Annotated in this window: 27 protein-coding genes; 14 read left to right on the top strand and 13 right to left on the bottom strand. The window is 72.1% G+C overall.

The annotated features are described in order from the left end of the window. Positions 1–18: 18 nt before the first annotated feature. Both ACH34Q_RS04090 and ACH34Q_RS04085 read left to right on the top strand, forming a co-directional pair. A complete protein-coding gene (locus ACH34Q_RS04090) occupies positions 19–654 on the top strand; it encodes a signal peptidase II (protein ID WP_395981626.1) in 636 nt (211 codons plus the stop codon). After that, positions 654–1,583, top strand: coding sequence for an RluA family pseudouridine synthase (locus ACH34Q_RS04085; protein WP_395981355.1), 930 nt, complete (start codon positions 654–656; stop codon positions 1,581–1,583). Before ACH34Q_RS04090 ends, ACH34Q_RS04085 begins: the two co-directional genes overlap by 1 nt. A 15-nt stretch (positions 1,584–1,598) precedes the next feature. Here ACH34Q_RS04085 and ACH34Q_RS04080 read toward each other — a convergent pair whose 3' ends face one another. The 3 genes from ACH34Q_RS04080 to ACH34Q_RS04070 are packed head-to-tail and all read right to left on the bottom strand — an operon-like array spanning position 1,599 to position 3,101. Beyond that, a complete protein-coding gene (locus tag ACH34Q_RS04080; RefSeq protein WP_395981354.1) occupies positions 1,599–1,910 on the bottom strand; it encodes an AzlD domain-containing protein in 312 nt (103 codons plus the stop codon). After that, positions 1,907–2,665: an AzlC family ABC transporter permease gene (locus ACH34Q_RS04075; RefSeq protein WP_395981353.1), complete on the bottom strand. Its 759-nt coding sequence runs from the start codon at positions 2,663–2,665 to the stop codon at positions 1,907–1,909. The genes ACH34Q_RS04080 and ACH34Q_RS04075 overlap by 4 nt, the downstream gene beginning before the upstream one ends. 10 nt (positions 2,666–2,675) lie before the next feature. Further along, positions 2,676–3,101, bottom strand: a complete 426-nt coding sequence (locus ACH34Q_RS04070) for a chorismate mutase (protein ID WP_395981352.1) — start codon at positions 3,099–3,101, stop codon at positions 2,676–2,678. Between the two features lie 318 nt (positions 3,102–3,419). Here ACH34Q_RS04070 and ACH34Q_RS04065 point away from each other — a divergent pair, with 318 nt between their 5' ends. Both ACH34Q_RS04065 and dnaE read left to right on the top strand, forming a co-directional pair. Then, positions 3,420–4,307 (top strand): AraC family ligand binding domain-containing protein, encoded by an 888-nt coding sequence (locus tag ACH34Q_RS04065; protein ID WP_395981351.1) that lies wholly within the window; start codon positions 3,420–3,422, stop codon positions 4,305–4,307. 124 nt (positions 4,308–4,431) lie between these two features. Beyond that, on the top strand, positions 4,432–7,962 hold the full coding sequence (dnaE, locus tag ACH34Q_RS04060; RefSeq protein WP_395981350.1) for a DNA polymerase III subunit alpha: 3,531 nt from the start codon (positions 4,432–4,434) through the stop codon (positions 7,960–7,962). 176 nt (positions 7,963–8,138) lie between these two features. Here dnaE and ACH34Q_RS04055 read toward each other — a convergent pair whose 3' ends face one another. Then, complete coding sequence (locus tag ACH34Q_RS04055) at positions 8,139–8,846, bottom strand: DUF6882 domain-containing protein (RefSeq protein WP_395981349.1); 708 nt, start codon at positions 8,844–8,846, stop codon at positions 8,139–8,141. Positions 8,847–8,989: 143 nt separating this feature from the next. Between ACH34Q_RS04055 and ACH34Q_RS04050 the strand changes: the two genes are divergently transcribed. Next, entirely contained in the window at positions 8,990–9,577 is a 588-nt protein-coding gene (locus ACH34Q_RS04050) for a hypothetical protein (RefSeq protein ID WP_395981348.1), read from the top strand. Here ACH34Q_RS04050 and ybaK read toward each other — a convergent pair. Both ybaK and ACH34Q_RS04040 read right to left on the bottom strand, forming a co-directional pair. Further along, positions 9,461–10,018, bottom strand: coding sequence for a Cys-tRNA(Pro) deacylase (ybaK, locus tag ACH34Q_RS04045; RefSeq protein WP_395981347.1), 558 nt, complete (start codon positions 10,016–10,018; stop codon positions 9,461–9,463). The two genes, ACH34Q_RS04050 and ybaK, sit on opposite strands and share 117 nt — an antisense overlap. Positions 10,019–10,084: 66 nt before the next feature. After that, complete coding sequence (locus tag ACH34Q_RS04040; protein ID WP_395981346.1) at positions 10,085–10,747, bottom strand: LON peptidase substrate-binding domain-containing protein; 663 nt, start codon at positions 10,745–10,747, stop codon at positions 10,085–10,087. Between the two features lie 231 nt (positions 10,748–10,978). Here ACH34Q_RS04040 and ACH34Q_RS04035 point away from each other — a divergent pair, with 231 nt between their 5' ends. The 9 genes from ACH34Q_RS04035 to hisF all read left to right on the top strand — a co-directional run bounded on the left by ACH34Q_RS04035 (position 10,979) and on the right by hisF (position 17,725). Continuing rightward, a complete protein-coding gene (locus tag ACH34Q_RS04035; RefSeq protein ID WP_395981345.1) occupies positions 10,979–11,794 on the top strand; it encodes a PhzF family phenazine biosynthesis protein in 816 nt (271 codons plus the stop codon). An 84-nt stretch (positions 11,795–11,878) separates the two neighbouring features. Continuing rightward, a complete protein-coding gene (gene hisD / locus ACH34Q_RS04030; RefSeq protein ID WP_395981344.1) occupies positions 11,879–13,207 on the top strand; it encodes a histidinol dehydrogenase in 1,329 nt (442 codons plus the stop codon). Continuing rightward, positions 13,204–14,319 carry a histidinol-phosphate transaminase gene (locus tag ACH34Q_RS04025; RefSeq protein ID WP_395981343.1) on the top strand — a complete coding sequence of 372 codons (1,116 nt, stop codon included), beginning with the start codon at positions 13,204–13,206 and terminating at the stop codon, positions 14,317–14,319. Before hisD ends, ACH34Q_RS04025 begins: the two co-directional genes overlap by 4 nt. Next, positions 14,316–14,909, top strand: a complete 594-nt coding sequence (gene hisB / locus ACH34Q_RS04020; RefSeq protein WP_395981342.1) for an imidazoleglycerol-phosphate dehydratase HisB — start codon at positions 14,316–14,318, stop codon at positions 14,907–14,909. The genes ACH34Q_RS04025 and hisB overlap by 4 nt, the downstream gene beginning before the upstream one ends. A 2-nt stretch (positions 14,910–14,911) precedes the next feature. After that, positions 14,912–15,082 carry a hypothetical protein gene (locus ACH34Q_RS04015; RefSeq protein WP_395981341.1) on the top strand — a complete coding sequence of 57 codons (171 nt, stop codon included), beginning with the start codon at positions 14,912–14,914 and terminating at the stop codon, positions 15,080–15,082. After that, positions 15,079–15,735 (top strand): imidazole glycerol phosphate synthase subunit HisH, encoded by a 657-nt coding sequence (gene hisH / locus ACH34Q_RS04010; protein ID WP_395981340.1) that lies wholly within the window; start codon positions 15,079–15,081, stop codon positions 15,733–15,735. Before ACH34Q_RS04015 ends, hisH begins: the two co-directional genes overlap by 4 nt. 78 nt (positions 15,736–15,813) lie before the next feature. Then, the gene (gene priA / locus ACH34Q_RS04005) at positions 15,814–16,569 is read left to right on the top strand and encodes a bifunctional 1-(5-phosphoribosyl)-5-((5-phosphoribosylamino)methylideneamino)imidazole-4-carboxamide isomerase/phosphoribosylanthranilate isomerase PriA (protein ID WP_395981339.1); all 756 of its coding nucleotides are present in this window, start codon (positions 15,814–15,816) and stop codon (positions 16,567–16,569) included. Further along, a complete protein-coding gene (locus tag ACH34Q_RS04000; RefSeq protein WP_395981338.1) occupies positions 16,566–16,952 on the top strand; it encodes a RidA family protein in 387 nt (128 codons plus the stop codon). Before priA ends, ACH34Q_RS04000 begins: the two co-directional genes overlap by 4 nt. Next, complete coding sequence (gene hisF, locus ACH34Q_RS03995) at positions 16,949–17,725, top strand: imidazole glycerol phosphate synthase subunit HisF (protein ID WP_395981337.1); 777 nt, start codon at positions 16,949–16,951, stop codon at positions 17,723–17,725. The genes ACH34Q_RS04000 and hisF overlap by 4 nt, the downstream gene beginning before the upstream one ends. 9 nt (positions 17,726–17,734) lie before the next feature. On the opposite strand, the gene ACH34Q_RS03990 is transcribed toward hisF, so the two are convergent. The 7 genes from ACH34Q_RS03990 to ACH34Q_RS03960 form a co-directional block, all read right to left on the bottom strand. Then, a complete protein-coding gene (locus tag ACH34Q_RS03990; RefSeq protein WP_395981336.1) occupies positions 17,735–18,136 on the bottom strand; it encodes a PPOX class F420-dependent oxidoreductase in 402 nt (133 codons plus the stop codon). Positions 18,137–18,226: 90 nt separating this feature from the next. Further along, positions 18,227–19,945, bottom strand: a complete 1,719-nt coding sequence (locus ACH34Q_RS03985; protein WP_395981335.1) for a CocE/NonD family hydrolase — start codon at positions 19,943–19,945, stop codon at positions 18,227–18,229. 178 nt (positions 19,946–20,123) lie between these two features. Then, positions 20,124–20,486, bottom strand: a complete 363-nt coding sequence (locus tag ACH34Q_RS03980; protein WP_395981334.1) for a hypothetical protein — start codon at positions 20,484–20,486, stop codon at positions 20,124–20,126. Between the two features lie 136 nt (positions 20,487–20,622). Then, positions 20,623–21,054 (bottom strand): hypothetical protein, encoded by a 432-nt coding sequence (locus tag ACH34Q_RS03975; protein ID WP_395981333.1) that lies wholly within the window; start codon positions 21,052–21,054, stop codon positions 20,623–20,625. A gap of 100 nt (positions 21,055–21,154) precedes the next feature. Then, positions 21,155–22,441, bottom strand: coding sequence for a hypothetical protein (locus ACH34Q_RS03970; RefSeq protein ID WP_395981332.1), 1,287 nt, complete (start codon positions 22,439–22,441; stop codon positions 21,155–21,157). Between the two features lie 105 nt (positions 22,442–22,546). Beyond that, complete coding sequence (locus ACH34Q_RS03965; RefSeq protein WP_395981331.1) at positions 22,547–24,328, bottom strand: ABC transporter ATP-binding protein; 1,782 nt, start codon at positions 24,326–24,328, stop codon at positions 22,547–22,549. Positions 24,329–24,401: 73 nt separating this feature from the next. After that, on the bottom strand, positions 24,402–26,300 hold the full coding sequence (locus tag ACH34Q_RS03960) for an ABC transporter ATP-binding protein (protein ID WP_395981330.1): 1,899 nt from the start codon (positions 26,298–26,300) through the stop codon (positions 24,402–24,404). Positions 26,301–26,315: the final 15 nt, after the last annotated feature.

The raw sequence follows: 26,315 nt of genomic DNA, 5'->3' as shown, positions 1-26,315 counted from the left end.
CGTGTCGGCGTGCTGATCATGATCGCGCTGACCGCACTGGCCCTGGACGTGGTCACCAAGAGCATCGTGGTGGCCACGCTGCAGGACCGCGAACCGATCCGGCTGCTGGGCGGCCTGCTGACGCTGCGCGAGACGCGCAACAGCGGCGCCGCGTTCTCGATCGGGACCGGCTACACCGTGGTCCTCACCGTGATCGCCTGCGGAGTGGTGATCGCCATCCTGCGCACCGCCCGCGACCTGCGCAGCTTCCCCTGGGCGGTCTGCCTGGGGCTGATGCTGGGCGGCGCGCTCGGCAACCTGGCCGACCGGTTCCTGCGCGCGCCCGCGCCGCTGAAGGGCCACGTGGTCGACTGGATCGAGGTCCCGAACTGGCCGGTGTTCAACCTGGCCGACTCGGCGATCGTCTGCGGCGGCGTCCTGGCCGTCGTCCTGGCGGCGCGCGGCCTGCAGCTGGACGGCACCCGGATCAGCGGCAAGAAGTCCGCGAAGGACCCGGAGAAGGCCGAGCCCGTACCCACGGAGAAGGCCGAGCCCGCCGACGCCTCTGCGGCACCCGAGGCCCCTGGAACGGCCGAGGTCTCCGAAGCCCCCGAGACACCCGAGCCCCCTCAAACATCCGAGGCCCCCGAGAAGGCGTCGGGGGAGAAGGCCTGATGGCGGACGTACGCAGCCTCCCGGTCCCCGACGGCCTGGAGGGAGAGCGGGTCGACGCCGCGCTGGCGCGGCTGTTCGGCCTGTCCCGCGCGCGGGCCGCCGACATCATCGCGGCGGGCGACGTCCTGCTCGACGGCGGCGAGGTGGCCAAGTCCGACCGCGTGCACGGCGGCGCCTGGCTCGAGGTCACCCTGCCGCCGCCGCCCTCGGCCCCCGCGCCGGTCGCCGAGGCGGTCCCCGGCATGGGGATCCTGTACGAGGACGACGACATCGTCGTGGTCGACAAGCCGATCGGCGTCGCGGCCCACCCGACCACCGGCTGGAACGGCCCCACCATCCTGGGCGGCCTGCTGGGGGCCGGGCACACCGTCGCCACCAGCGGCGCGGCCGAGCGGCAGGGCATCGTGCACCGGCTGGACGCCAACACCACGGGCGCGATGGTCGTCGCCAAGAGCGAGGTCGCGTACTCGCGGCTGAAGCGGGCCTTCAAGGAACGCACCGTCGACAAGCGCTACCAGGCGCTGGTGCAGGGGCATCCCGACCCGTTCCGGGGTACGGTCGACGCCCCCATCGACCGGCATCCCGCCGGCGACGGCCGGTTCGCCGTCGTGGCGGGCGGCAAGCCCTCGGTGACCCACTACGACACGGTGGAGGCCTTCCGGGCGGCCACGCTCCTGGACATCGACCTGGAGACGGGCCGTACCCACCAGATCCGGGTGCACATGAACGCCATCCGCCATCCCTGCGTGGGCGACCTGGCGTACGGCGCCGATCCCACGCTCTCGGCGCGGCTCGGGCTGAAGCGGCAGTGGCTGCACGCGGCGCGGCTGGGGTTCGAGCACCCGACGCGGGGCGAGCGGGTGGAGTTCGAGAGCCCGTACCCGGACGACCTGGCCAGGGCCCTGGAGATCGTCCAGTCGGAGTCCTGACCCGGCTCCGGCCGGCTAGATGATCAGGCGCAGGCCCGCGGCGACTCCGGCCGCGACGGCCAGCACCACCAGGAACGGCGCCCGGAGCAGCAGTGCCGCCACGGCCGCCGCGAGCCCGGCCAGCCGGGGCCCGTCGAGCTCCAGCGTCCGGCCCTCCGGGGCCAGCGCCTGGACGGCGATCAGCGCGCTCAGCAGCGCGATCGGGACCAGATCGGTGAACCGGCGCACCCGGGCGTCGTCCAGGACCCGCTGCGGGGTGACCAGGCCGCCCAGCTTGAGCAGGTAGCAGCCGACTCCGGTGGCGATCACCGCGATCCATACGGTCATGACGTGCCCTTCCCCTCGGAACGGTTCCGGGGACGGGCCCGGTTACGGAACGGGACGAGCGCGACCAGCGCCGCGACCGCGGCGACCATCACGGGGATCCCGGCCGGCAGGAACGGTGTGGTCGCGATCGCGATCACTCCGGCGCCCGCCGCCACCCGCGTCTCGGTCCGCCCGGCGGTGAGCCGGGGCCACAGCAGCGCCAGGAAGACCGCGGGGCCGAGGACGTCCAGCCCGAACGCCTCCGGATCGCCCAGCCGGGCCGCGCCGGCCGCGCCCAGCAGCGTGCCGAGGTTCCAGGTGATGTAGAGGCTGATCGCGGTGGTGTAGAAGCCGATCCTGGCCGTGGCCCGGTCGGGCTGCGCGGTCGCCACGGCCGTGGTCTCGTCGATCACCCCGTGCGCGGTGAGGAGCCGCCGGGCGCCCCGGACCCGCAGCAGATCGGCCAGCCGCAGCCCGTACAGCGCGTTGCGGCCGCCGAGCAGCACCGCGCCCAGCACGCCCGTCACCAGGCCGCCGCCCGCGCCGATCACGCCGACCAGGGCGAACTGCGAGGCCCCGGTGAAGGCGATCAGGCTGAGCACGCACGCCTGCGCCACCGAGACCCCGGCCGTGATCGCGGCCGCCCCGAAGGCCAGCCCGGAGACCCCGACCGCCAGGCCCACGCCCAGCCCGTCCCGTACCGCCGCGGAACGGTCCGGGGCCGGGCCCGGCGGTTCCTGCTCGTCCGGCGGCACTGTCGATTCCGTCGCCTTCATGCCGCCGACGCTATTCGGCCGGGTCCGGGTGGTCTTGTACGTTCTTGCGCTCGGCCGCGTCCAGGCCGGCCTCGATGACCGCGTTCACGATGCGGGCGAGGTGGCCGGGCGCGAGCGAGGGGGCGTGCTCGGCCATGGCGGCCACGATCAGGCGCTCGCGTTCCGGGTCGCGCCCGGCGAAGCCGCCCACCGGCTTGAGGCGCTGGACCACTCCGGCGACCGCGGCGCGGCGTTCCAGCAGGGCGGCGATCGCGGTGTCGATGCCGTCGATCGCCGCGCGGGCGTCGGCCAGGGTGGCGAGGCTCGCGGTACGGGGCAGCGCCAGCGTCAGCTCGTCGATCCCCGTGGTCGAGGCACCCGTGGTCGAGGCGCCCGTGGTGGAGCGGCTCGTGGCGGCGGCAGCGGCGGTCTCGGCGGTGGTGGTCCGGTCGGTCATGTCGAGGTCCCTCTCTGGTGGCGCTTCCGGGCAGCGGTGGGTGATCACGGCGTCGCGCCGGAGGGGTATCGCCAGGTGCCCGGTGTCATCGGAATCAAAAAGGCAGAGTCCGCGGGGGACTCTGCCTCGGCCGGCTCCGGGGGTCGTCGCTCAGGTGGCGCCGACCGGCTCGACCGGGGCCGGCCGCATAAACCCGAAATGACGACGATCCATGTCCGCAATGGTACGGGACCCGGATCCGGTGGCGCCAATCCCTGGACGTGACGTCTCATGGCATGAGACGGGCGCGAGCCGCCGGAGAGGGCTAGCATGTCAGGTATGAAGAGTGAGATGGCTCATTACTGGAACCATCCCGGGCTGCCCGGCGTCGACCTGCTGCGCGCCCGCTTCGTGACCCACCGCTACGGCCGGCACACCCACGACGAGTACGCCATCGCCCTGATCGAGGACGGGGTGGAGGAGTTCGAGTACGCGGACCGGATCGAGCGCGCCGGGCCCGGCTCGGTCCTGGCGGTCGACCCGGGCGTCGTGCACACCGGCTACGCGGGCGTCCCCGAGGGCTGGGCCTACCGCGTGCTGTACCCGACCGTCGAGGTGATGAGCGGCATCGCCGCCGATCTCGGCGCCCCGCCCGGTACGCCGCACTTCCGCGAGCCCATCATCGCGGACCCGGAGGCGGCCGTGCTGCTGCGCGCCGTCCACCGCTCCGGCGAGCGCGGCGACGCCCTGGCGACCTCCTCGCTGTTCCGCGCGGCGGCCGCGCGCCTGCTGCGGCACGCCGGGCACGTCCCCGAGCCCCAGGGCGAGGTCCGGGTGCCCAGGGCCGTACGAGCCGCACGTGAGATCCTTCACGAAAGCCTGCAGGATCCGCCCTCCCTGGACGACCTGGCCGGGGCCGTGGGAGCCGGTACGTTCCAGCTGGTCCGGGCGTTCCGGGCGGCGACCGGGCTGCCGCCGCACGCCTACCTGAACCAGGTCCGGGTGCGTCGGGCCCGCGCCCTGCTGGAGGAGGGGCTGCGGCCCGCCGAGGTCGCGGCCCGTACCGGATTCGCCGACCAGGCCCACCTGACCCGCCACTTCAAGCGCACCGTCGGTGTGCCTCCCGGCGCGTACCGCGACGGCCGCGCCGCCGCCTCTCCCGGACGACCCCCCGCCTCTCCCGGAGAACGGAGTGTCGGGGTCCGGGCGGCCGCCGGGGAGGGTTAGGCTCTCAGCACCGCGTCATCCCGGGTCCGTCCCGAGGTGGCGATCTTCCCCCGGATCCGACTCTCGCGCCACGTGCGGGCCGCACGTGGGCGGTCGCATGCGACGACTAGGAGGCGCACGAGGCATGGCCGACTCGTACGTACATCTGCATGTCCACACCGAGTACTCCATGCTGGACGGCGCCGCCCGGCTGAAGCAGATGTTCGAAGAGGTCGGCCGGCAGGGCATGCCGGCGATCGCGATGACCGACCACGGCAACATGCACGGCGCCTACGACTTCCACAAGCAGGCGATGGCCGCCGGGGTCACCCCGATCATCGGCATCGAGGCCTACATGGCGCCCGAGTCGCGCTACCACAAGAAGAAGGTCCAGTGGGGCGAGCCGAGCCAGAAGCGGGACGACGTCTCCGGCGGCGGGCTGATCAACCACAAGACGCTGTGGGCGCGTAACCGGACCGGGCTGCACAACCTGTTCAAGCTCTCCAGCCGGGCGTTCACCGAGGGCTTCGTCTTCAAGTACGCGCGGATGGACGAGGAGCTGCTGGCCGAACACGCCGACGGCCTGATGGCCACCACCGGCTGCCCGTCCGGCAAGGTCCAGACCCGGCTGCGGCTGGGCCAGTTCGACGAGGCGCTCAAGGCCGCCGCCACGTTCCAGGACATCCTCGGCAAGGACAACTACTTCCTCGAGCTGATGGACCACGGCCTGGACATCGAGAAGCGGGTCCGGCAGGGCCTGATCGACATCGGCAAGAAGCTGGACATCCCGCCGGTGGTGACCAACGACTCGCACTACACGCACGAGAGCGAGGCCACCGCGCACGACGCGCTGCTGTGCGTCCAGGTGGGCAAGCAGCTGGCCGACCCCGACCGGTTCCGCTTCAACGGCAGCGGCTACTACCTCAAGACCGCCGACGAGATGCGGTCGATCGACTCCTCCGACATCTGGGCCGAGGGCTGCCGCAACACCCTGATGATCGCCGAGCGGGTCGATCCGTCGGGCATGTTCGAGTACCAGGACCTCAGCCCCCGGTTCCCCGTCCCCGAGGGCGAGACCGAGGAGAGCTGGTTCCGCAAGGAGGTCTGGAAGGGCCTGCACCGCCGCTTCCCGCAGGGCCTGCCCGACGGGTACGAGCGGCAGGCCGAGTACGAGATGGGCGTCATCCTCGGCAAGGGCTACCCGTCCTACTTCCTCGTCGTGGCCGACTTCATCATGTGGGCCAAGGAGAACGGGATCCTGGTCGGGCCGGGCCGCGGCAGCGCCGCCGGCTCGCTGGTCGCGTACGCGATGGGCATCACCGACCTGGACCCGATTCCGCACGGGCTGTTCTTCGAGCGCTTCCTCAACCCCGAGCGCGCGTCGATGCCCGACATCGACATCGACTTCCCTGAAGACCGGCGGGCCGAGGTGATCCGCTACACCACCGAGAAGTGGGGTGCGGACAAGGTCTCGTTCATCGCCACGTTCGGCACCATCAAGGCCAAGGCGGCCATCAAGGACGCCGGCCGCGTGCTGGGCTTCCCGTACGCGCTGGGCGACCGCATCTCCAAGGCGTTCCCGCCCGCCGTCATGGGCAAGGACATCCCGCTGTCGGGGATCTTCGACGACAAGCATCCCCGCCACGGCGAGGCGGGCGAGCTGCGCAAGCTGTACGAGGAAGAGACCGACGTCAAGCAGATCATGGATCTGGCGCAGGGCCTGGAGGGCCTGATCCGGCAGACCGGGGTGCACGCCGCCGGGATCATCATGTCCGGCGAGTCGATCACCGACCATGTGCCGATCATGCGCCGGGACGCCGACGGCGCGATCATCACGCAGTTCGACTACCCGACCTGCGAGACGCTCGGCCTGCTCAAGATGGACTTCCTGGGCCTGCGCAACCTGACGATCATCGACGACGCGCTGCACGGCATCAAGAAGAACCGGGGCATCGACGTCGACCTGCTCGCCCTGACGCTGGACGACCCGAAGACCTACGAGCTGCTGGGCCGCGGCGACACCCTCGGGGTGTTCCAGTTCGACGGCGGCCCGATGCGCTCGCTGCTGCGGCTGATGAAGCCCGACAACTTCGAGGACATCTCCGCCGTCGGCGCCCTGTACCGGCCCGGCCCGATGGGCGCCAACTCGCACACCAACTACGCGCTCCGCAAGAACGGCCAGCAGGAGATCACCCCGATCCACCCCGAGCTGGAGGAGCCGCTCAAGGAGATCCTCGGCACCACCCACGGCCTGATCGTCTATCAGGAGCAGGTCATGGCGATCGCGCAGAAGGTCGCGGGCTACACGCTCGGCAAGGCCGACCTGCTCCGCCGGGTCATGGGCAAGAAGAAGAAGGCCGAGCTGGACGCCCAGTTCGTCGGCTTCGAGCAGGGCATGGTCGACAACGGCTTCTCCAAGGAGGCCGTCAAGACCCTGTGGGAGATCCTGGTCCCGTTCTCCGACTACGCGTTCAACAAGGCGCACAGCGCCGCCTACGGGCTGGTGTCGTACTGGACCGCCTACCTCAAGGCCAACTACCCGGCCGAGTACATGGCGGCGCTGCTCACCTCGGTCGGCGACGACAAGGACAAGAGCGCGCTCTACCTCAACGAGTGCCGCCGGATGAAGCTGACGGTGCTGCCGCCGGACGTCAACACCTCCGAGGCCGACTTCACCCCGCTGGGCGACTCCGAGATCCGCTTCGGCCTTTCGGCGGTCCGCAACGTCGGCACCAACGTGGTCGACGGCGTCGTCGCCGCCCGCAAGGAGAAGGGCGCCTACGCCGACTTCAACGACTTCCTGGCCAAGGTCCCGCCGATCGTGTGCAACAAGCGCGTGGTGGAGTCGCTGATCAAGGCCGGCGCCTTCGACGACCTCGGGCACCAGCGCAAGGCGCTGCTGATGGTGCACGAGCCGGCCATCGACTCGGTGATCGACATCAAGCGCAAGGAGGCCATCGGGCAGGACTCGCTGTTCGGCGCGATGGAGAACGACGGCGGCGAGGACGCGTTCTCGGTGGCCATCCCCGAGGACGAGGAGTGGGACAAGACCACCCTGCTGGCCTTCGAGCGGGAGATGCTCGGCCTGTACGTGTCCGACCACCCGCTGCTGGGCGTGGAGCACATCCTGGAGCGCGAGGCCGACTGCACGATCGCCTCGCTCAACCAGGGCGAGCGGCCCGACGGCCAGGTGGTCATCGTGGCCGGCCTGCTGGGCGGGCTGCAGCGCAAGGTCACCAAGCAGGGCAACTCCTGGGCCATGTTCCAGCTGGAGGACCTGGCCGGGGCGATCGAGGTGATGTGCTTCCCCTCGTCCTACCAGCTGTGCTCCACGCTGCTGGCCGAGGACGCGGTCCTGGTGGTCAAGGGCCGGCTGGACCGCCGCGAGGACGTCGCCAAGATCATCGCGATGGAGGTGACCCAGCCCGACCTCACCGTCACCGACGCGTCCGGCCCGCTCTCGGTCACCCTCCAGATCGGCCGCTGCACCCCGCCCCTGGTGTCACGCCTCAAGGAGGTCCTGGTCACCCACCCGGGCAGCGCCGAGGTCCACCTGCACCTCCAGAACGGCCCCAGGACGACGGTCGTCCGCCTCGACGACAAACTCCGCGTAGCCCCGTCCCCCGCCCTCATGGGCGACCTGAAGCAACTACTAGGCCCATCCTGCCTGAGCTAGCCGCGGCTATAGGGCCGCACTGACCTCGACCGGCTGCTCAACCACCAACGGGCCCAACCGTTGCGATCGCGTGCGAAGCCAGTTCCGAGCCTGCGAGGAACTGATCGCGCAGCGAGCCGTCAGGCGAGTTCGGAGCGATGCCAGCGATCGCCGCGACGCCCGCCGAAGGAGGGCGTTCAGCGCCCGACGCCAAGGGCGTCGACAGAAAGCTCGGCCCAGTCGATGAATCGGCCCAGTCCGTCGAACTGGGCGCGGGCGGTGCCGCCGCCGGGGAGGGCGACCTCGGTGAAGCCGTCGTCCTCGCGGTAGCCGATCCGGTGCCGGCTGAGCAGCCGGGCCAGGGTCAGCCGGGGATCGCGCGGGAAGAGGCTGACGGCGTTCATCAGGAGCCGGGGGACCGGAACGGGGTCCCAGACCGCGGGCGGAGCCTGCGGGTCGTCCACGTGGAGATAGGCCGAGCCGCCGTCGTACCCGGCGCCGATGTAGCCGCCGCCGCCCAGCACGCCGCCGGCGGCCATGGCGATCAGCTCGCCGCCGTGCCCGGCCGGGCCGTCGTACCAGCTCAGGTCGACCTCGGGGGTGGTGAACTCGGGGATGCCGAGCCGGCGGCCGAGGCCGCGGATGGCCAGGATGGGCTCGACCGCCGGATGGCCGTCGCCGAACTGCGGGTTGGCCCACCCCCACAGCCAGGTGCGCTCGCGGGCCGCGTAGCTGCCCAGCAGCGACACCTGGACCGTGACCCCGCCGCTGGAGTAGCTGCGGGCGGTCAGGTCGGCGCTCCAGTCCTCGCGGGGCAGGAATTCGGCCAGCGTCTCCTGCTGCTGGAGGACGACCGCGGCCAGGGCGGCGCCGAGGCGTTCGAACGCGGGGCTGAATCCGGACATGTCGGGCACATTATCTCAGTAGTCGGGCCGCTCGGCGGCGTGAACCGGGCACCATCCATTGTCGGTCGGCTGACCGGGCCAGGCTAGGCTTTCGCTGTTCCGGCCAACCGTCAAAGGGAGCGTACGAGGTGCGGCGACCGACCGTGAGGACCTTACGGACCTGGGCGGTCACCACTCTGATCATCGCACTACTCGGGATCCCCGCCGGGCTGCTGTGGGCGGAGATCTCCCCGAAGGTGACCTACATCGTGGTCCAGGGCCGCGCGCTGCTCGCCGAACCCGAAGGTCAGGGACCGATCGGCGTGGACGGCCGGTACGCGGTGATCACCGCGGTCGCGGGCCTGGTCTGCGGCGTGGCGGCGTACCTGGCCGGCGGCCGGCGCAACGACCTGGCGCTGCTGTTCGCGCTGACCGTGGGCGGCCTCGCGGGCTCCCTGCTGGCCTGGCGGCTCGGCCACCAGATCGGCCTGGGCGGCTTCCAGGACGCCGTACGGCGCGCGCCCGACGGCCGTACCGTCACCGGCGCCGCCCAGTTGCGGGCGACCGGGCTGCTGTTCGCCTGGCCGCTGGTGGCGGTGGCCGTGTACGGGGCGCTGGAGGCGGTGCTGAAGCGGCTACCCGCGGGCGATTCCCGCGACCGCGGCGCCGGTGAGGCGGACGAGGTCGGCGGGAGCGAGCTCGATCTGCAGTCCGCGCCGGCCGGCGGAGACGTAGACGGTCGCGAAGACTGAGGCCGACGCGTCCACCACGGTGGGCAGCCGGCGGCGCTGGCCGAGCGGGCTGATCCCGCCCACCACGTACCCGGTGGCGCGCTCGGCGTCGCGCGGCTCGGCCATCCGGGCCTTCTTGCCGCCCGTGGCCGCGGCCAGGGCCTTCAGGTCGAGCGTGGCCGAGACCGGGACGACCGCCACGGTGAGGCTCCCGTCGACCTCGGCCAGCAGCGTCTTGAACAGCCGCTCGTGCGGGACGCCCAGCGCGTCGGCCGCGGCCTGGCCGTACGACTCGGCGGCGGGGTCGGCCTCGTACGGGTGCAGGGCGCAGTCGATCCCCGCCTCGGCCGCCGCGACCGTCGCCGGCGTCCCCTTGCCGGCCCCGTTCTTACCGGGCTTGTCCTTGCCGGCTCTGTCCTTACCGGGCTTGGACTTCGCGGCCTTGGACTTGGCTGAACTCATGGCCTCAGTCTGCCGTGATGATCACCAGGTGGCCACGCGGTTCCGGCGGCCGGAAGGCTCGGCCGGTCAGTTCGGGTGGAACGAGGTGTCCAGGAACTGGCCGGCCGGTACGGTCGCCAGCGCGCTCAGCAGCCGGTTCTCGCGGGCCAGCAGGTCCTGGACGGCCCGCAGCCGGATCGTGGCGTCCTCGGCCTCCAGCAGCCGCTGCTTGTCGTGGCCGTCCAGCACGACGGCGGCGGCGACCAGGTAGGACAGCCGCACCGGATCGTCGGGCAGTTCGACCGGCTCGGCCACCTCCGCGCCCACGGCGGCCAGCCGCCGCCGGTACAGCTGGAACAGCGCCTTGACCCGGAGTACGGCCGGGCCCGGCTTGGCGCCGGGATCCTCGGGGAGGAACTCGACCTCGCCGCGCAGGTACGGCAGCGCGCGGTCCAGCTCCTTGATCCGGAACCGGGCGGCCCCGATGGTGACGATGTCGTACCGCCCGTCGGGATGCCCGTTGACGTCGTGGATCTCGGCCACGCAGCCGACCTCGGCCAGCCGCAGCCCGGCGGTGTCGCCGACCTCGTGGCCCAGTTCGATGCCCACGATGCCCAGGCGCCGCGGCTCGGGGCGTTCGAGCAGGTCGCGCACCAGCAGCCGGTAGCGCTCCTCGAACAGGTGCAGCGGGAGCACCAGGCCCGGGAACAGGACCGTGCCCAGCGGGAACAGCGGAAGCCGCTCAGTCACCGCACATCCCTCCACACGCCCGCCTCAGGCGTGCGTCATCGAAAGAGCGCCTCAACGGCCCAGCGTACGTCGTGTTCGATGATCATGAAATATCGGAATTCTCATAATCTGAAGCGGTAGGTCCGGTCTTGACGTCGGTAGGCCCGGCCGGTGGCCGGTGGCCGGTGGCCGGTGGGCCACTCGTGCCGATTGGCCATGTCCCCGCGCCGGGGTGCCGGTTAACGTCGAGGCATGCGGATGTTCGTCGTCGACGCCTTCACCGATCGCCCCTTCACCGGCAATCCCGCGAGCGTGTGCCTGCTGGACGCTCCGGCCGACCCCTCGTGGATGCAGCTGGTCGCCGCCGAGATGCGGCACTCCGAGACCGCCTTCGTACGGCCCGTGGACGAGGCGGACGCCGATTTCGAGCTGCGCTGGTTCACCCCCACGGTCGAGATCGGCCTGTGCGGTCACGCCACGCTCGCCAGCGGTCACGCCCTCTACGAGTCGGGCATCGTCCCGGCCGGCCGGCCGATCCGGTTCCGGACGATGCGCAGCGGGATCCTGACCGTACGGCCCGGGAACGGGGGCGCCGCCGGACGGCTGGATATGGACTTCCCCGCCTGCCCGGCCGAACCCGTCGCCGTTCCGGACGGCCTGGCCGAGGCCCTCGGCGCGCCGTTCGCCTGGGTCGGCCGCAACGACCAGCCCGACCTGCTGGTGGAGCTGTCGGACGAGGACGCGGTGCGCAAGCTCGTCCCCGATCACCGGGCGCTCGGCGCGTTCGGGGTCCGCTGCGTGATCGTCACCGCGCCGGCGGACCCGGGGAGCCCGTACGACTTCGTCTCCCGGGTGTTCGGCCCGGGAGCCGGCGTCGATGAGGACCCGGTCACCGGCTCCGCGCACTGCGCGCTCGCCCCGTACTGGACGGGGAAGCTCGGCCGCGACACGCTGACCGGCTACCAGGCGTCCGAGCGCGGCGGCGAGGTCGGGACCACGACACGCGGGGGCCGGGTCGTCCTGTCCGGTACGGCGGTGACCGTACTGGACGGCGGCTGGACGGCGTGAGAGCGGTGTGAGACTGGTCGCATGGGCCATCTCGCCACGTGAGACGATGCGCGGGGGACCGGTGGTGGTTCGTAGACTGGGCGGGTGATTTCCCGTATCGACCTGCGCGGCTCGCTTCCCGGCGACCTGCGCTCCGTGCTGCCCCGCGCCGAGCTCGACGTCGAGGCCGCCCTTGAGAAGGTGCGGCCGATCTGCGACGACGTGCGCCATCGGGGCTCGGCGGCGGTCCGGGAGTACACCAGGAGCTTCGACGGCGTGGAGCTGGACAGCGTCCGCGTCCCCGTCCAGGAGATCCAGCGGGCGCTGGCCGCGCTCGACCCGGCGCTGCGGGACGCGCTGGAGGAGGCGATCCGCCGCACCCGGCTGGTCCACCGCGACCAGCGCCGGACCGACGTCACCACCCAGGTCGTGCCCGGCGGCACGGTCACCGAGCGGTGGGTGCCGGTACGCCGGGTGGGCCTGTACGTGCCGGGCGGCCAGGCCGTCTACCCGTCCAGCGTGATCATGAACGTGGTGCCGGCGCAGGAGGCCGGGGTCGAGTCCCTGGCCGTGACCTCGCCGGCGCAGGCCGGGTTCGGCGGGCTTCCGCACCCGGCGATCCTGGCGGCCTGCGCGCTGCTGGGCGTCGACGAGGTGTACGCGGCGGGCGGCGCCCAGGCGGTCGCGATGTTCGCCTACGGCACCGAGGACTGCCCGCGCACCGATCTGGTGACCGGGCCCGGCAACGTCTACGTGGCCGCCGCCAAGCGGCTGCTCAAGGGCGTGATCGGGATCGACTCCGAGGCCGGCCCGACCGAGATCATGGTGCTGGCCGACGCGACCGCCGACCCGGTGCACGTGGCCGCCGACCTGATCAGCCAGGCCGAGCACGACACGCTCGCCGCCGCCGTGCTGGTGACCGACTCCGAGTCGCTGGCCGACGCGGTCGAGACCGAGCTGAAGGCCCAGGTCGAGCGGACCAAGCACACCGAGCGGATCACCGCCGCGCTGGCCGGGCGGCAGTCGGGCATCGTGCTCGTCGCCGGCATGGAGGACGGACTCAAGGTCGCCGACGCCTACGCCGCCGAGCACCTGGAGATCCAGGCCGCAGGCGCGCGCGAGCTGGCCGCCCGGGTCCGCAACGCCGGCGCGATCTTCATCGGCCCGCACGCCCCGGTGTCGCTCGGCGACTACCTGGCGGGCTCCAACCACGTCCTGCCGACCGGCGGCTGCGCCTGCCACTCCTCGGGGCTGTCGGTGCAGTCGTTCCTGCGCGGCGTGCACGTCGTGGAGTACGACCAGGCCGCGCTCGCCGAGGCCACCGCGCGCGTCGTGACGCTGGCCGACGCCGAGGACCTGCCCGCGCACGGCGCCGCCCTCAGGGCCCGCTTCGACTGGACGGTCCCGGGCGCCGAGGGAGGCGACCTGTCATGACGTCGCTCGACGATCTGCCGATCCGCGACGACCTGCGCGGCCTCACCCCGTACGGGGCGCCCCAGCTGGACGTCCCGTACGCGCTCAACACCAACGAGAACCCGTACCCGCCGTCCGAGCGCCTGGTGAAGGCCCTCGGCGAGGCGGTCGCGGACGTGGCGGGGCGGCTCAACCGCTATCCCGACCGCGACGCCGTCGCGCTGCGCGAGGACCTGGCCGCGTTCCTGAACGCCGACACGCCGGGCGCCGGGCTGACCGCCGCGCGGGTGTGGGCGGCCAACGGCTCCAACGAGATCATCCAGCAGATCCTGCAGGCGTTCGGCGGCCCCGGCCGCAGCGCCGTCGGGTTCGAGCCGTCGTACTCGATGCACCCGATCATCACCCGGGTGTCGGGTACCCGCTGGATCGACGCGCACCGCGACGAGGACTTCGGCCTGGAGCCCGAGCGGGCCATCGCGGCGATCGCCGAGCACCGGCCCGACGTCGTCTTCCTGACCTCGCCCAACAACCCGACCGGCACCGCGCTGCCGCTGGAGTCGATCCGGGCGGTGCTGGAGGCCGCGCCGGGGATGGTCGTGGTCGACGAGGCGTACGCCGAGTTCCGCCGCACCGGTACCCCGTCCGCGCTGACGCTGCTGCCCGGCAACCCCCGGCTGATCGTCACCCGGACGATGTCCAAGGCGTTCGCGATGGCCGGGACCCGGCTGGGCTACCTGGCCGCCGACCCGGCCGTGCTGGAGGCCCTGCTGCTGGTACGGCTGCCGTACCACCTGTCGGCCGTCACCCAGGCCGTCGCCCGGACCGCGCTCGCGCACGGCGAGGAGCTGCTCGGCTCCGTCGACCGGCTCCGGCACGAGCGCGACGGCCTGGTGTCCTGGCTGCGCGCCGAAGGCCTCACCGTGGCCGACTCCGACGCCAACTTCGTCCTGTTCGGGCGCTTCCCCGACCGCAGGCGGGTCTGGGAGGCCATGCTCGGCGAGGGCGTGCTGATCCGGGAGGTGGGGCCGCCCGAGTGGCTGCGGGTCAGCGTCGGGACCCCGGGGGAGATGGCCGCGTTCCGTGCCGCCCTCGCCACCGCACTCCTCCCAACCGCATCGAAGGAGATTTCGTGAGTCGTACCGGCCGCATCGAGCGGGGGACCAAGGAGACGCGGGTCCTGGTCGAGATCGACCTGGACGGGACCGGCGAGGTGGAGGTGGCCACCGGCGTCGGGTTCTTCGACCACATGCTGGCCCAGCTGGGCAAGCACGGGTCGTTCGACCTGACCGTCAAGACCTCCGGCGACCTGTACATCGACAGCCACCACACGATCGAGGACACCTCGATCGCGCTCGGCCAGGCGTTCCGGCAGGCGCTCGGCGACAAGTCGGGCATCCGGCGGTTCGCCGACGCCTCCATCCCGCTGGACGAGGCGCTCGCGCAGGTGACCGTGGACGTGTCCGGCCGCCCCTACCTGGTGCACCGCGAGCCCGAGGGCATGGCCCCGATGATCGGGCCCGAGTACGACACCACGATGACCCGGCACATCTTCGAGTCGTTCGTGTCCAACGCCCAGGTCGCCCTGCACGTGCACGTCCCGTACGGGCGCAACGCCCACCACATCGTCGAGGCCCAGTTCAAGGCCCTGGCCCGGGCGCTGCGCGACGCCGTCGCGTTCGACCCGAAGGTGCACGGAATCCCCTCCACCAAGGGAGCGCTGTAACGGTGACCATCGGCGGCCTGGAGTTCACCTACGGCAACGTCCTGATCTTCGCCCTGGCGGTCTTCCTGCTGATGGGCGTGATCAGCTTCATCAAGCAGGGCCTCAAGATCGCCGCCGCGGTGGTGCTCGTCCTGACCGCGCTGGCCTTCGCCGCGGGCGTGATGCTGCTGTGAGCGCGAGCGCGGCGGGCAAGAAGATCGTCATCCTCGACTACGGCTCGGGCAACCTGCGTTCGGCCGAACGCGCCGTCGCCCGGCACGGCGCGGACGTCACCGTCACCTCCGACTGGGACACCGCGGTCGAGGCCGACGGCCTGATCGTCCCGGGCGTCGGCGCGTTCTCGGCCTGCATGGAGGGGCTGCGCGCGGTCCGCGGCGAGCAGATCATCGGCCGCAGGCTGGCCGGCGGCCGTCCCGTGCTGGGCATCTGCGTGGGCATGCAGATCCTGTTCGCCAAGGGCATCGAGCACGGCGTCACCACCGAGGGCTGCGGCGAGTGGCCCGGCACCGTCGACCGCCTGGAGGCGCCCGTGGTGCCCCACATGGGCTGGAACACCATCGACGCGCCCGCCGGGACCGAGCTGTTCGACGGCATCGACCCCGGCACCCGGTTCTACTTCGTGCACTCCTACGCCGCCCGGCGCTGGGAGCTGGAGCCCGACCCGACCGGCCTGATCAGGCCGCCGCTGGTCACATGGGCCGAGCACGGCGACCGGTTCGTCGCCGCCGTCGAGAACGGGCCGCTGTGCGCGACCCAGTTCCACCCGGAGAAGTCCGGCGACGCCGGCGCCCACGTCCTGCGGAACTGGCTCGCCACCGTCGCCTGAGCCGCCGTCCCGCCGTCCGGTCCACCGCCGTTCGAGCCACCCGCCGATCCCGATCACGCCGTCGATAAGGTCTCCTTCATGACTCTCACGCTCCTTCCCGCAGTCGACGTCGCCGATGGCCAGGCCGTGCGCCTGGTGCAGGGCGAGGCCGGTACCGAGACCTCCTACGGTGCCCCCCTGGACGCCGCTCTGGCCTGGCAGAGCGCGGGAGCGGAGTGGATCCATCTGGTCGACCTGGACGCCGCGTTCGGGCGCGGCTCCAACCGGGAGTTGCTGGCCGAGGTGACCGGGCGGCTGGACGTGCAGGTGGAGCTGTCGGGCGGCATCCGCGACGACGCGTCGCTGGAGGCCGCGCTGGCCACCGGCTGCGCCCGGGTCAACATCGGTACCGCCGCGCTGGAGGACCCCGAGTGGTGCCGCAAGATCATCGCCTCCCATGGCGACAAGATCGCGGTCGGTCTCGACGTGCGCGGCACCACGCTGGCCGCACGCGGCTGGACCCGCGAGGGCGGCGACCTGTGGGACGTCCTGGCCCGCCTGGAGGACGACGGCTGCCCCCGCTACGTGGTCACCGACGTGACCAAGGACGGCACCCTGCGCGGCCCCAACGTCGAGCTGCTGCGCGAGGTCTGCACCCGTACCGACAAGCCCGTGATCGCCTCCGGCGGCGTCTCGTCCCTGGACGACCTGCGCGCCCTGGCCACCCTGGTGTCCGACGGTCCGGGAGGTCGGTCGGGGTCGGTTGGTCGGGGCGGACTCGAGGGTGCCATCGTCGGCAAGGCGCTGTACGCGCAGGCGTTCAGTCTCGAAGAGGCGCTCGAGGCCGTTAAGTGATCGAGCGCATCTCGTCCGGCGGCCCCTGGGAGGACGAGTTCGGCTACTCCCGGGCCGTCATGGCCGGGAACCTCGCGCTGGTCGCCGGCTGCACCGCCACCGTGGACGGCAAGGTCGTGCACGTCGGCGACCCGTACGAGCAGACCCGTACAGCGTTCCAGATCGCGCTGTGGTCGCTGGAACGCCTCGGCCTGACCCGCAACGACGTCGTCCGCACCCGGATGTTCATCACCCGCGCCAGCGACGCCGCCGATGTCGGCCGGGCGCACGGCAGCCTGTTCAAGCACGTCCGCCCGGCGGCGACCATGCTCGTGGTGGCGGGGCTGATCGACTCGCGGATGCTGGTCGAGGTCGAGGTCGAGGCGTACCGGGGGGACTCATGAGTATTGGATGGACGGGCGTTGCGGTACGGGTGATCCCGTGTCTGGATGTGGACGCCGGGCGCGTGGTCAAGGGGGTCAACTTCCAGAACCTGCGGGACGCGGGCGATCCGGTCGAGCTGGCGCGCCGGTACGACGCCGAGGGTGCCGACGAGCTGACGTTCCTGGACATCACGGCGTCCAGCGGTGACCGTTCCACGACCTACGACGTGGTGCGCCGGACGGCCGAGCAGGTGTTCATCCCGCTCACGGTCGGCGGCGGCGTCCGTACCGTCGAGGACGTCGACCGGTTGCTGCGCGCGGGCGCGGACAAGGTCTCGATCAACACCGCGGCGATCTCCCGGCCGGAGTTCCTGCGGGAGGCGGCGCACCGGTACGGGTCGCAGTGCGTGGTGCTGTCGGTGGACGCGCGGCGTGCGGCGGGTACGGAGTCGGGCTTCGAGGTCACCACCCACGGGGGCCGCAAGGGCACCGGGATCGACGCGATCGAGTGGGCGCGGCGCGGTGCGGAGCTGGGCGTGGGGGAGATCCTGCTCAACTCCATGGACGCCGACGGCACCAAGGCCGGGTTCGACCTGGAGATGCTCCGGCTGGTCCGGGAGGCCGTCTCGGTGCCGGTGATCGCCAGCGGCGGCGCGGGCGCCCTGGAGCACTTCCCTCCGGCGGTCGAGGCGGGCGCGGACGCGGTGCTGGCGGCCAGCGTCTTCCACTTCGGCGAGCTGAAGATCTCCGAGGTGAAGGACGCCCTGCGCGCCACCGGTACCTCCGTCCGCTGAACGGGCGGCTCAGCCGGCGGTCCGCTTGGTCATGCCGTGTCCGCTGCCGTCCAGGCCCCAGGCGAACACCGTGTGCGGGTGGATGCGGATCACCTCGGGGCTGGTGTAGTCGGTCGCCTTCGGCTGGCCGGTCAGGGCCTCGGCGCGGCCCCTGATCTCGATGCCGCGGACCTGCCAGGGCTGGACCGACTTCAGGTCGTCGATGACCAGGGAGACCTGGCCGTTGCCCTGGACGTTGCGGAACTTGCGGGTGGCGCCCAGGTCGTAGCCGTGGATGTCGATGGTGCCGAGCTCGTCGTTGATGGCGTAGCCGACGGGGTTGTTCTGCGGGTCGCCCTTGGGGCCGACGGTGGCCAGCCGGCCCAGGCGCTGGGTGGACAGGTACGCGCGTTCGGTCTCGGTGAAGATCATGCCTTCAGGTTGCGACATCAACCTCGGTTGAGGTCAAGCCGCCCGGTCGAGGCCGGACCGCCCGGTCGAGATCAAGCCGCTCGATCGACTTCAGGCCGGGATGTCCCAGGCCTGCTCCTCGCCGGGGTCGGGCATCGATACCTCGGGGGAGCGCTCCACGACCGGGAGCAGGATCGCCGACGGGTGGTCGGGGTCGTGGAAGACCTCCTGCGCGGCCGGTACGGACGTGCGGGCGGTGGCGAGCGGCTCTCCGGTGCCCGGGTTGGCGGCCACCTTCGGGTACGCGCCGCTGGTCACGTGCACCCGGACGCGGTGGCCGCGCCGGAACCGGTGCCCGGTGGGCCACAGGTCGATCGCCACCCGCCGCACGCCCTCGGTGCCGACGGGCTTGTCGGCGACGGGACGGTCGGGGTCGAGGCGCAGGCCGCCCTCGCAGACGTTGCGGGACGTACCGTCGGGTGCCACATCGCACAGCCGGACGATGAAGTCGGTGTGCTCGCGGTCCGACCGTACGAAGAGGTCCGCGACCACCGGGCCGATGACGTCCAGGTCCTTCTTCAGTACGGGCGATGAGAAGACCAGGACGTCCGGGCGCTTTTCCAAGGGCCTGTTGTCCACGGGCTTGGAACTGCCCAGAAGGGTGGGGCCGCCCAGGGCGGGCGTGGGGCGCTTGGGCTCGAAACGGTACCTGCTGGGGAGGGTGTCCTGCGGGCCGTCCTCGCCAAGGCCGCCCCCCGCGTGCAGGTGCCAGCGGTCCTGCCGCATGCCGGGCGGTGGCCAGTCCTGGTAGTCGCGCCACTCGCGGGCGCCCGTCACGTACACCCGCACAGGGTCGGCCCGCAGTCCGGAGGGGTCGCCGCGCAGGTGCGCGCGGAACCACGCCAGTGACTCGCGGAACGCCACCAGGCTGTGCCGGGCGTCGGCGTGCCACCACGGGCCGATGGTCAGGTACGGGCGGTGCCCGGCTGCCCGGAGCGCGAGGTAGTCCCTGATCTCCCACGGCAGGAACACGTCGTACCAGCCGCCGAGCAGGGACACGGGTGCGGAGACCTGGCCGACCGTCCCGCTGAAGTCGCGCTTGAGCCAGTAGGCCGAGCCCGGGTCGTGGTGGGCGGCGAGCAGGTCCTGGTAGAAGCGCATGGGGGCGCCGCCGGTGAGCACGTCCAGCTCCGACAGGGGCCGTCCGGTACGGGCCGCGCGGATCGCGCGGCGCCGCGACATCAGCGGCGCGGTGAGCATGCCGAGCGGCTGCTGCTGCCGGTGGGTGAGGTCGGTCCAGGTCAGTGTGGACTCCAGGGCGAACGAGCCGCCGACGTACGCCGCGTCCCGGAACGAGGAGGCCGTGATCTGCAGGGCCATCGCCTTGAGCTCGGGACCGGCCTCGGCCGCCAGGGCCCAGGCCGAGTATCCGAGGTAGCTGGCGCCGTACGTACCGAACGACCCGTCGAACCACGGCTGGTTGCGCAGCCACTCGACCGTGGCCAGCCCGTCGTCGTGCTCGCTGCCGAGAGGATCGAACTCGCCCTCCGAGCCGAACGTCCCGCGCGCGCTCTGCACGACCAGCTGGAAGCCGAACGGCACGAACGGCAGGCCGTTGAGGACGGCGGCCGGCCCGCGCCGCCCGTACGGCGTCCGTACCAGGATCGTGGGCGGCGGCCGTCGCACACCGGCCGGAACGTACCGGTCGGCGAGCAGCGTCACGCCGTCGTGCATGCTGACCGGCAGGTCGCGCTCGACATGGAAGCGCCGCAGCGGGCGGGCGCGCGGCATCTGCAGCGGGGCGGACGGCAAACGGTCCCTGAGGGGCATGGAGCCTCCACTCGGCCGTGTCTCCGCTTCGCCGTACGACCCCGCCGAGGGCGGGTGTCGTCGGCGGGATCGCGGACTACTACCTAGTAACGTAGCCGTTCGCGCGTTCCGCGACACCCTTTTATCGCGGTCGTCCTGGCGTACGGGAGCCGTCCGTCAGCGGGCCGCCGGCCTGGCGTCAGCCGCCTTCGCCGCCGCCCTCGCCACCGCCGCCCTCGCCGTTGGAGATCTTGACGACGACGTTGTCCTTGGTGACGGACTGGACCGAGACGGTGAAGCCGTCGGCCTGCTCGCCCTCGCCCACCGGCACGGTGATCTGCTGCCCGGCGATCTTCATCGTGACGTTCTGTCCCTGCACGCTCACCAGCTCGGCCTTCACGCCGAGGATGGAGGCGCTGGCGTCGACGCCGCGGTCGAACGTCACGGTGCAGGAGTTGAGCGTGCAGTTGGTCTCGGCGCCTTCGCTGCTGCAGGCGGCGGCCGCCCCCAGCGGAAGCAGGATGAGGGGGAGTACGGCCAGTTTCCGTCGCAGGGAGATCATGGCTGTGAGTGTAGACGGCGGCCCGCATTCCGCCCCCCTCCCGTGGAGGGAACCCCGGGGACCGAAAAGTAGTACCCGGCGGTGATGTCCTCCCCGCGGAGGTGGCGCCGCCCCAGTGGTGGCCGCGGTGGCCGACTCAGTGGTGGTCGCCGTTGATGATCTTGCCGCCGACCTTGGTGCGCAGCGACTCCAGGATCGGCGGGGTGGCGACGGCGACCCACTTCGGCCCGACCAGGTACGAGCCGCCCCAGGGTTTGGCCTCGGTGAGCCAGGAGTCCCGGCCCTTGTCGGTGGTGAAGCTCACCAGCACGTACCGGCCCTTGTCGGTCTTGCACTGGCCCTGCTTGAACTCGGCGGACTTGCGGCTGCCGATCAGCGTGCAGCCGGTCTGCTGCGCCAGCTGCTCGATGGTGGCGACCTTGGCGACCGGGCCGCCGCCGTGCTCGCCGTGCCCGCCCGCGCCGCCGGAGCAGCCGACCGCCAGCGGGAGTACGAGGGCGGCACCGCACAGCAGCACGGTCTTGACCGGGGCGTGGAACGTGACCGGGGTGTGGAACAGGGAGCCCATGGGCTGTCCTCCCGCGAAGAGATGCGCGATTCGACGGGAGGTACGCATGCCCGGGGGCGAAGGTTCAGTGGGGCGAAGGTTCAGTCCGTACGGGACGGGCCTACATCAGGCGGCTCGCGGCGACGGCCCGGACGGCGGGCTCCTCGGCGATGTCGTGGTCCAGGCGCTGCAGCCGGATGCGCGTCTCCGCGGTGATCGGGGCGGTCTGGGCGGCGACCTGCCGGACGCCTTCCTCGCAGTCCCACAGTCCCTCGACGGTGTAGGACTCGGCGGTGTGGGGAGCGGTACGGGTCAGCGCGGTCAGCACACGTGGTCGCAGATAGGCGTAGGTCGACTCGGTCCAAGCGGTTTTCAGCAGCGGGACGGCCTCGCCCGCGCGGAGCCTGCCGAGGCCCTCGATGGGGCCGGCGGCATCGCCCCAGTCGCGGCGGTCGAGAGCGGCGTGCAGCTCGTTCATCAACAGGGGGATGTCCTGGCGGGTGCCGTGGCGGGCCAGGATGTCCAGGCCCATGTCCGTACAGCGGCCGCCCGCCGCCGCCCACGCACGCGCGCGGGGGAGCGCCTCGGGACCGTACTCGCGCAGCGCGCGGCAGACGGCCCCGCCCCATCTGCTGGGACGCTGGGGAAGCAGCTCCTCCGCCAGGTCGAGCAACCCGGGGGCGCGCCGCCGGCCCAGCTCGAAAATGGCCGCGACCGCGCCGTCGTCGCGCCGCCGGGCCAGGCCGAGCAGCTCGTCGTCGGTCCGTTCGGTACGGGCCGCCGGCCCGCCGCCGCCGGGCCGCCGGGGCCGGCCATTTTCCCGTGAACGGGCAAGACCAGCCTCCCGTGACCGGGCGAGAGCGGCCGCGATGCGCGGCTGCCGGGCGGCCCAGCTCTCGATCACCGCGGTGCGCGGGCCCGCGTACCCGGAGACCAGGCCGTCGAGCGTGGGCTCGTCGCAGCGGGCGGCGACCAGCGAGTCCAGGCCGCCGGCCAGCACCGGGTCGCCGAGCCCCGCCAGGGCCTCCAGCGCGTCGTACCAGTGCATGCCCTCCTCGGCGTACCGCCGGAGCGGGATCGCCGCCTCCCGCCGGCTCAGCCGCACCAGCTCGGTGAGCACGTCCAGGGCCAGCTGGACCCGCCAGTCGTCGCCCTCACTCTGGTCGGCGGGGTCGAACAGGTGCTCGGCGACCGGGCCGACCGGTAGCTCCAAATCCACCATCAGGCGGGCGTAGTAGAGGCCGCGCGACTCGCACTGCGCGTCCCAGCGCGGATCGCGGCGTATGCAGTCGTAGACGTACTCGCCCGCCCCCGGCTTGTCGGCGGCGCGCCGCGCCGCCCGGCCCAGACCACGCTGGAGCTGCCCGTGCAGGGTGCTCGCTGTTTGCATCACGACCTCGTTGTTCACCACAGCAGAATGCGCACCAGACCAGATATCGGGCAAGTCCTTTAGCTCGGTCCCGTGCGATCGGACCTCGCGGATCCTCCTGAAATCACCCGGAACCTCCCCGGATCACAGGGCGCGCTGGGCGATCCAGGAGGCGTGCAGGTCGGCGTAGACCCCCGGCTCGGCCACCAGGTCGGCGTGCGCGCCGCGCTGGACGATCCGGCCCGCGTCGAAGACGATCACCTCGTCGGCCGACTCCGCCGTCGACAGCCGGTGCGCGATCGAGATCGCGGTACGGCCCCGGGTCAGCCCCTCCAGGGCCCGCTGGATCCGGACCTCGGTGGCCGGGTCGACCGCCGAGGTCGCCTCGTCCAGGACGAGCAGGTCCGGGTCGGCGATGTAGGCCCGGGCCAGCGCGACAAGCTGGCGCTCGCCGGCCGACATCGACTCGCCGCGCTGGCCCACCGGCGTCTCCAGGCCCCTGGGCAGCCCGTCCAGCCAGTCGGCCAGCCCCAGCTCGGTCAGGGCCAGGGCGAGGTCCTCGTCGGTGGCGTCCAGCCTGCCGTACCGGATGTTGTCGGCGAGCGAGGCGTCGAACAGGAACCCGTCCTGCGGCACCATCACGATCCGCTCCCGCAGCGAGGAGAACCGCACGTCCTTCAGCGGTACCCCGTCCACGAGGACCTGGCCCGAGGCCGGGTCCATCAGGCGGGTGAGCAGCTTGGCGAACGTCGTCTTGCCCGACCCGGTCTCGCCCACCACGGCGACCCTGCTGCGCGGCGCGATGGCCGCGTTCACCTCGTGCAGTACGGGCGGCCCGCCCGGGTAGGCGAACCCCACGTCCTCGAACCGGACCTCGATCGGGCCGCGCGGCAGCACCTCGCCCTTGTCTCCCGGGTCGGCCACGTCGGGATCGGTGTCCAGGACGCCCAGGACCCGCCGCCAGCCGGCGATGGCGTTCTGGGCCTCGTTCAGGACCTCGGTCGCCGTCTGCATGGGGCTGACGAACAGCGTGACCAGGAAGAGGAAGGCGATCAGCTTCCCGGCCGACAGGTGGCCGCCGATGCCCAGCAGCGTCCCGACCACCACCACGCCGGCCGTGGCCGTGGCCGCCGCCAGCTCGCTGGAGGGGAACGTGAGCGCCACCAGGCCCTGCGCCTTGGTCTGCGCACGCCTGGTCGCGTCCACGGTCTCGTCCACCCGCCGCGCGGTGCGGTCCTCCGACCCGTACGCGCGGATCACGGCGGCGCCCACCACCGACTCGCTCACCGCCGCCAGCAGATCGCCCATCCGCTCGCGCACCTTCATGTACGCGGCGGAGACCAGCCGCTGGAACCAGCGCAGCGCCAGCGCCAGCGGCAGGAACGTCAGCCAGACCAGCAGCGTCAGCTGCCAGGAGTAGACCGCCATCAGCACGCTGGCCACCACCAGCTGCCCCAGCGAGACGACCATCATCAGGCCGCCCCACTGCATGAACTGGCTGATCTGGTCCACGTCCCCGGTCACCCGCGACACCAGCGCGCCGCGCCGCTCCCCGCTCTGGGTGAGCATCGACAGGTCGTGCACATGCCGGAACGCCTTGACCCGCAGCGTGGCCAGGCCCGTCTCGGTGGTCTTGTAGAGCCGGACGTTCATCGCGTACGCGCTGATCGCCGTTATCCCCACGGCCACGGCGCACAGCAGCACCGCGTTCCGGATGAAACCGATGTCGGCCGAGCCCGTGGCCCCGATGCCCTTGTCTATGGTCTGCTGAACGGCGATCGGAACCACTATCCGGCCCGCGGTCGCCACCAGGGCGAGCAGCAGCGTTCCGGCCAGCCCGACCTTGAACTCCGGGCTCAGCCGCAGGCCGCGGCGGAGCGTACTGATGGCGCCCTCGCCAACGGCCACCTCATTGAGCGTGGTCACACGTCCTCCTCGTGGAGGGACGACCCCCCACACCCCCCGGCCAAGACCGCTGACATGTCCTCGCTTCGCTCCGTCATGTCAGCGCATCCTCTTCTTCGTCACTGCCCGGCCGCTCATCGTCGGCCGCGCTCAGCGCTTCCAGCTCCAGGGCGTCCTTCTCGGCCTCGGCACGCTCGTAGGCGTTGACGAGGTTGCGGTAGCCCTCGGAACGCTTCAGCAACTCGTTGTGGGGGCCGCGATCCAGGACGCGGCCGTGCTCCATGTAGACGACCTCGTCCGCCAGGGAGATCGTGGCCTTGCGGTAGGCGACCACGACGACCGTGGCGGCGCCCTCACCGGTCGCTTGGCTGTCGCGGATGCCCTGCAGGATCCGGGCCTCGACCTGCGGGTCGACGCTGGACGTCGCGTCGTCCAGCACCAGGAGGCGCGGCCTGCGCACCAGGGCGCGTGCCAACGCAAGGCGTTGCCGCTGGCCACCCGAGAGGGTCGCGCCGCGTTCGCCCACCTTGGTGTCCAGGCCGTCGCCCAGTGCGGCCACGAAACCGTCCGCCTGGGCCAGCCGCAGGGCCTCCCATACGCGCTCGTCCGGTACGTCCAGGCCGAGGACCACGTTGCCCCGCACGTCGTCGTCGAAGAGGAACGTCTGCTGCGGAACGAGCGCGGCGGTGGCGGCCATGCCGCCCCGCTTGAAGTCCCGTACGTCCAGGCCGTCCAGCAGCACCGAGCCGTCGGCCGGGTCGACCAGCCGTACCAGCAGGGAGGTGAGCGTGGACTTGCCCGAGCCGGTCGGGCCCACGATCGCGACCGTACTGCCGGGAGCGGTCGAGAAGCTCACGTCGTGCAGGACGGGGGAGACCGTGGCCTCGGCCGTCTCGGTCGCGACCGTCTCGTAGGCGAAGCGGACCTCGCGCACTTCCAGGCCGGCGGCCTTGGCGCCTTCCGGAGTGCCCTCGCCGTACGGCATGGAGCCCCCGGCGTCCAGGACGCTCCGTACGCGCCGCCAGCCCACCACGCTGCGCGGTACCTCCGCCAGGACCCAGCCGAGCGCCCTGATCGGCCACGCCAGCAGCGTGAACAGGTAGGCCACGTTCACCAGGTCGCCCGCCGTCATGGCACCGGCCTGGAGCTGCATGGAGCCCACCAGGAGCACGGCCAGCACGCCGAGGCTGGGCAGCGCCTCCAGGATCGGGTCGAACAGCCCGCGCACCCGTCCCACCGCGATGTTGGCGTCGCGCAGCGCGTGCGTGGCGGCGGCGAAGCGGTCGGTCTCGGACTGCTCGCGGCCGAGCGTCTTGATCACCAGGCCGCCCTCGAAGCTCTCGTGCGCCACCTCGCTGACCTCGGCGCGCAGCTGCTGGGCGCGGGTGGCGACCGGGGCGAGCTTGCGCTGGTACACGATGTTGAGCAGCGCGATCGCGGGGAACACCAGGAACCCGACGATCGCCACCGTGACATCGGTCAGCACGATGGACACCGCCGCGATCAGCAGCATGAACACCACGCCGACCGCCATCGGCAGCGGCGCGATCGGCGCCCAGGTCGCCTCGACGTCGGCGTTGGCGTTCGACAGCAGCTGCCCGGTGGGGTGGCGGTGGTGCCAGGCCAGCGGGAGGCGCAGGTACTGGCGGGTGACCGCGCGCCGGTAGCGCGCCTGCATGCGGTACTGCATGAGCCCCGCGTAGAACCGGCGGCCGGCCACGCCCAGGGCCTTGAAGAACGCCACGCCCAGGATCGCCGCGGCGGCGCCGGCGAGCGCGCCCGCGGTCGTGTCCCCCGAACGGAACGCCGGCAGCATCACGTCCTCGGTCACCCAGCCCAGCACCTGGGCGGTCCCGACGGTCATCGCCGCGAAGAGGCCGCTGGCGATCACCGAGACGGCGAACACCCGGGGCTCGGCCCGGATCGCGACCCCCAGGACCCGCAGCCCTTCTCTGAGTATGTGCGGATCGACGCGCGGCGCCCCAGCTGGCACGGCCACTCCTCCTCG

This window comes from Actinomadura sp. 9N407, from assembly GCF_044326315.1.
Taxonomy (GTDB): Bacteria; Actinomycetota; Actinomycetes; order Streptosporangiales; family Streptosporangiaceae; genus Spirillospora.
This window is presented reverse-complemented; position numbering and strand designations above follow the sequence as displayed.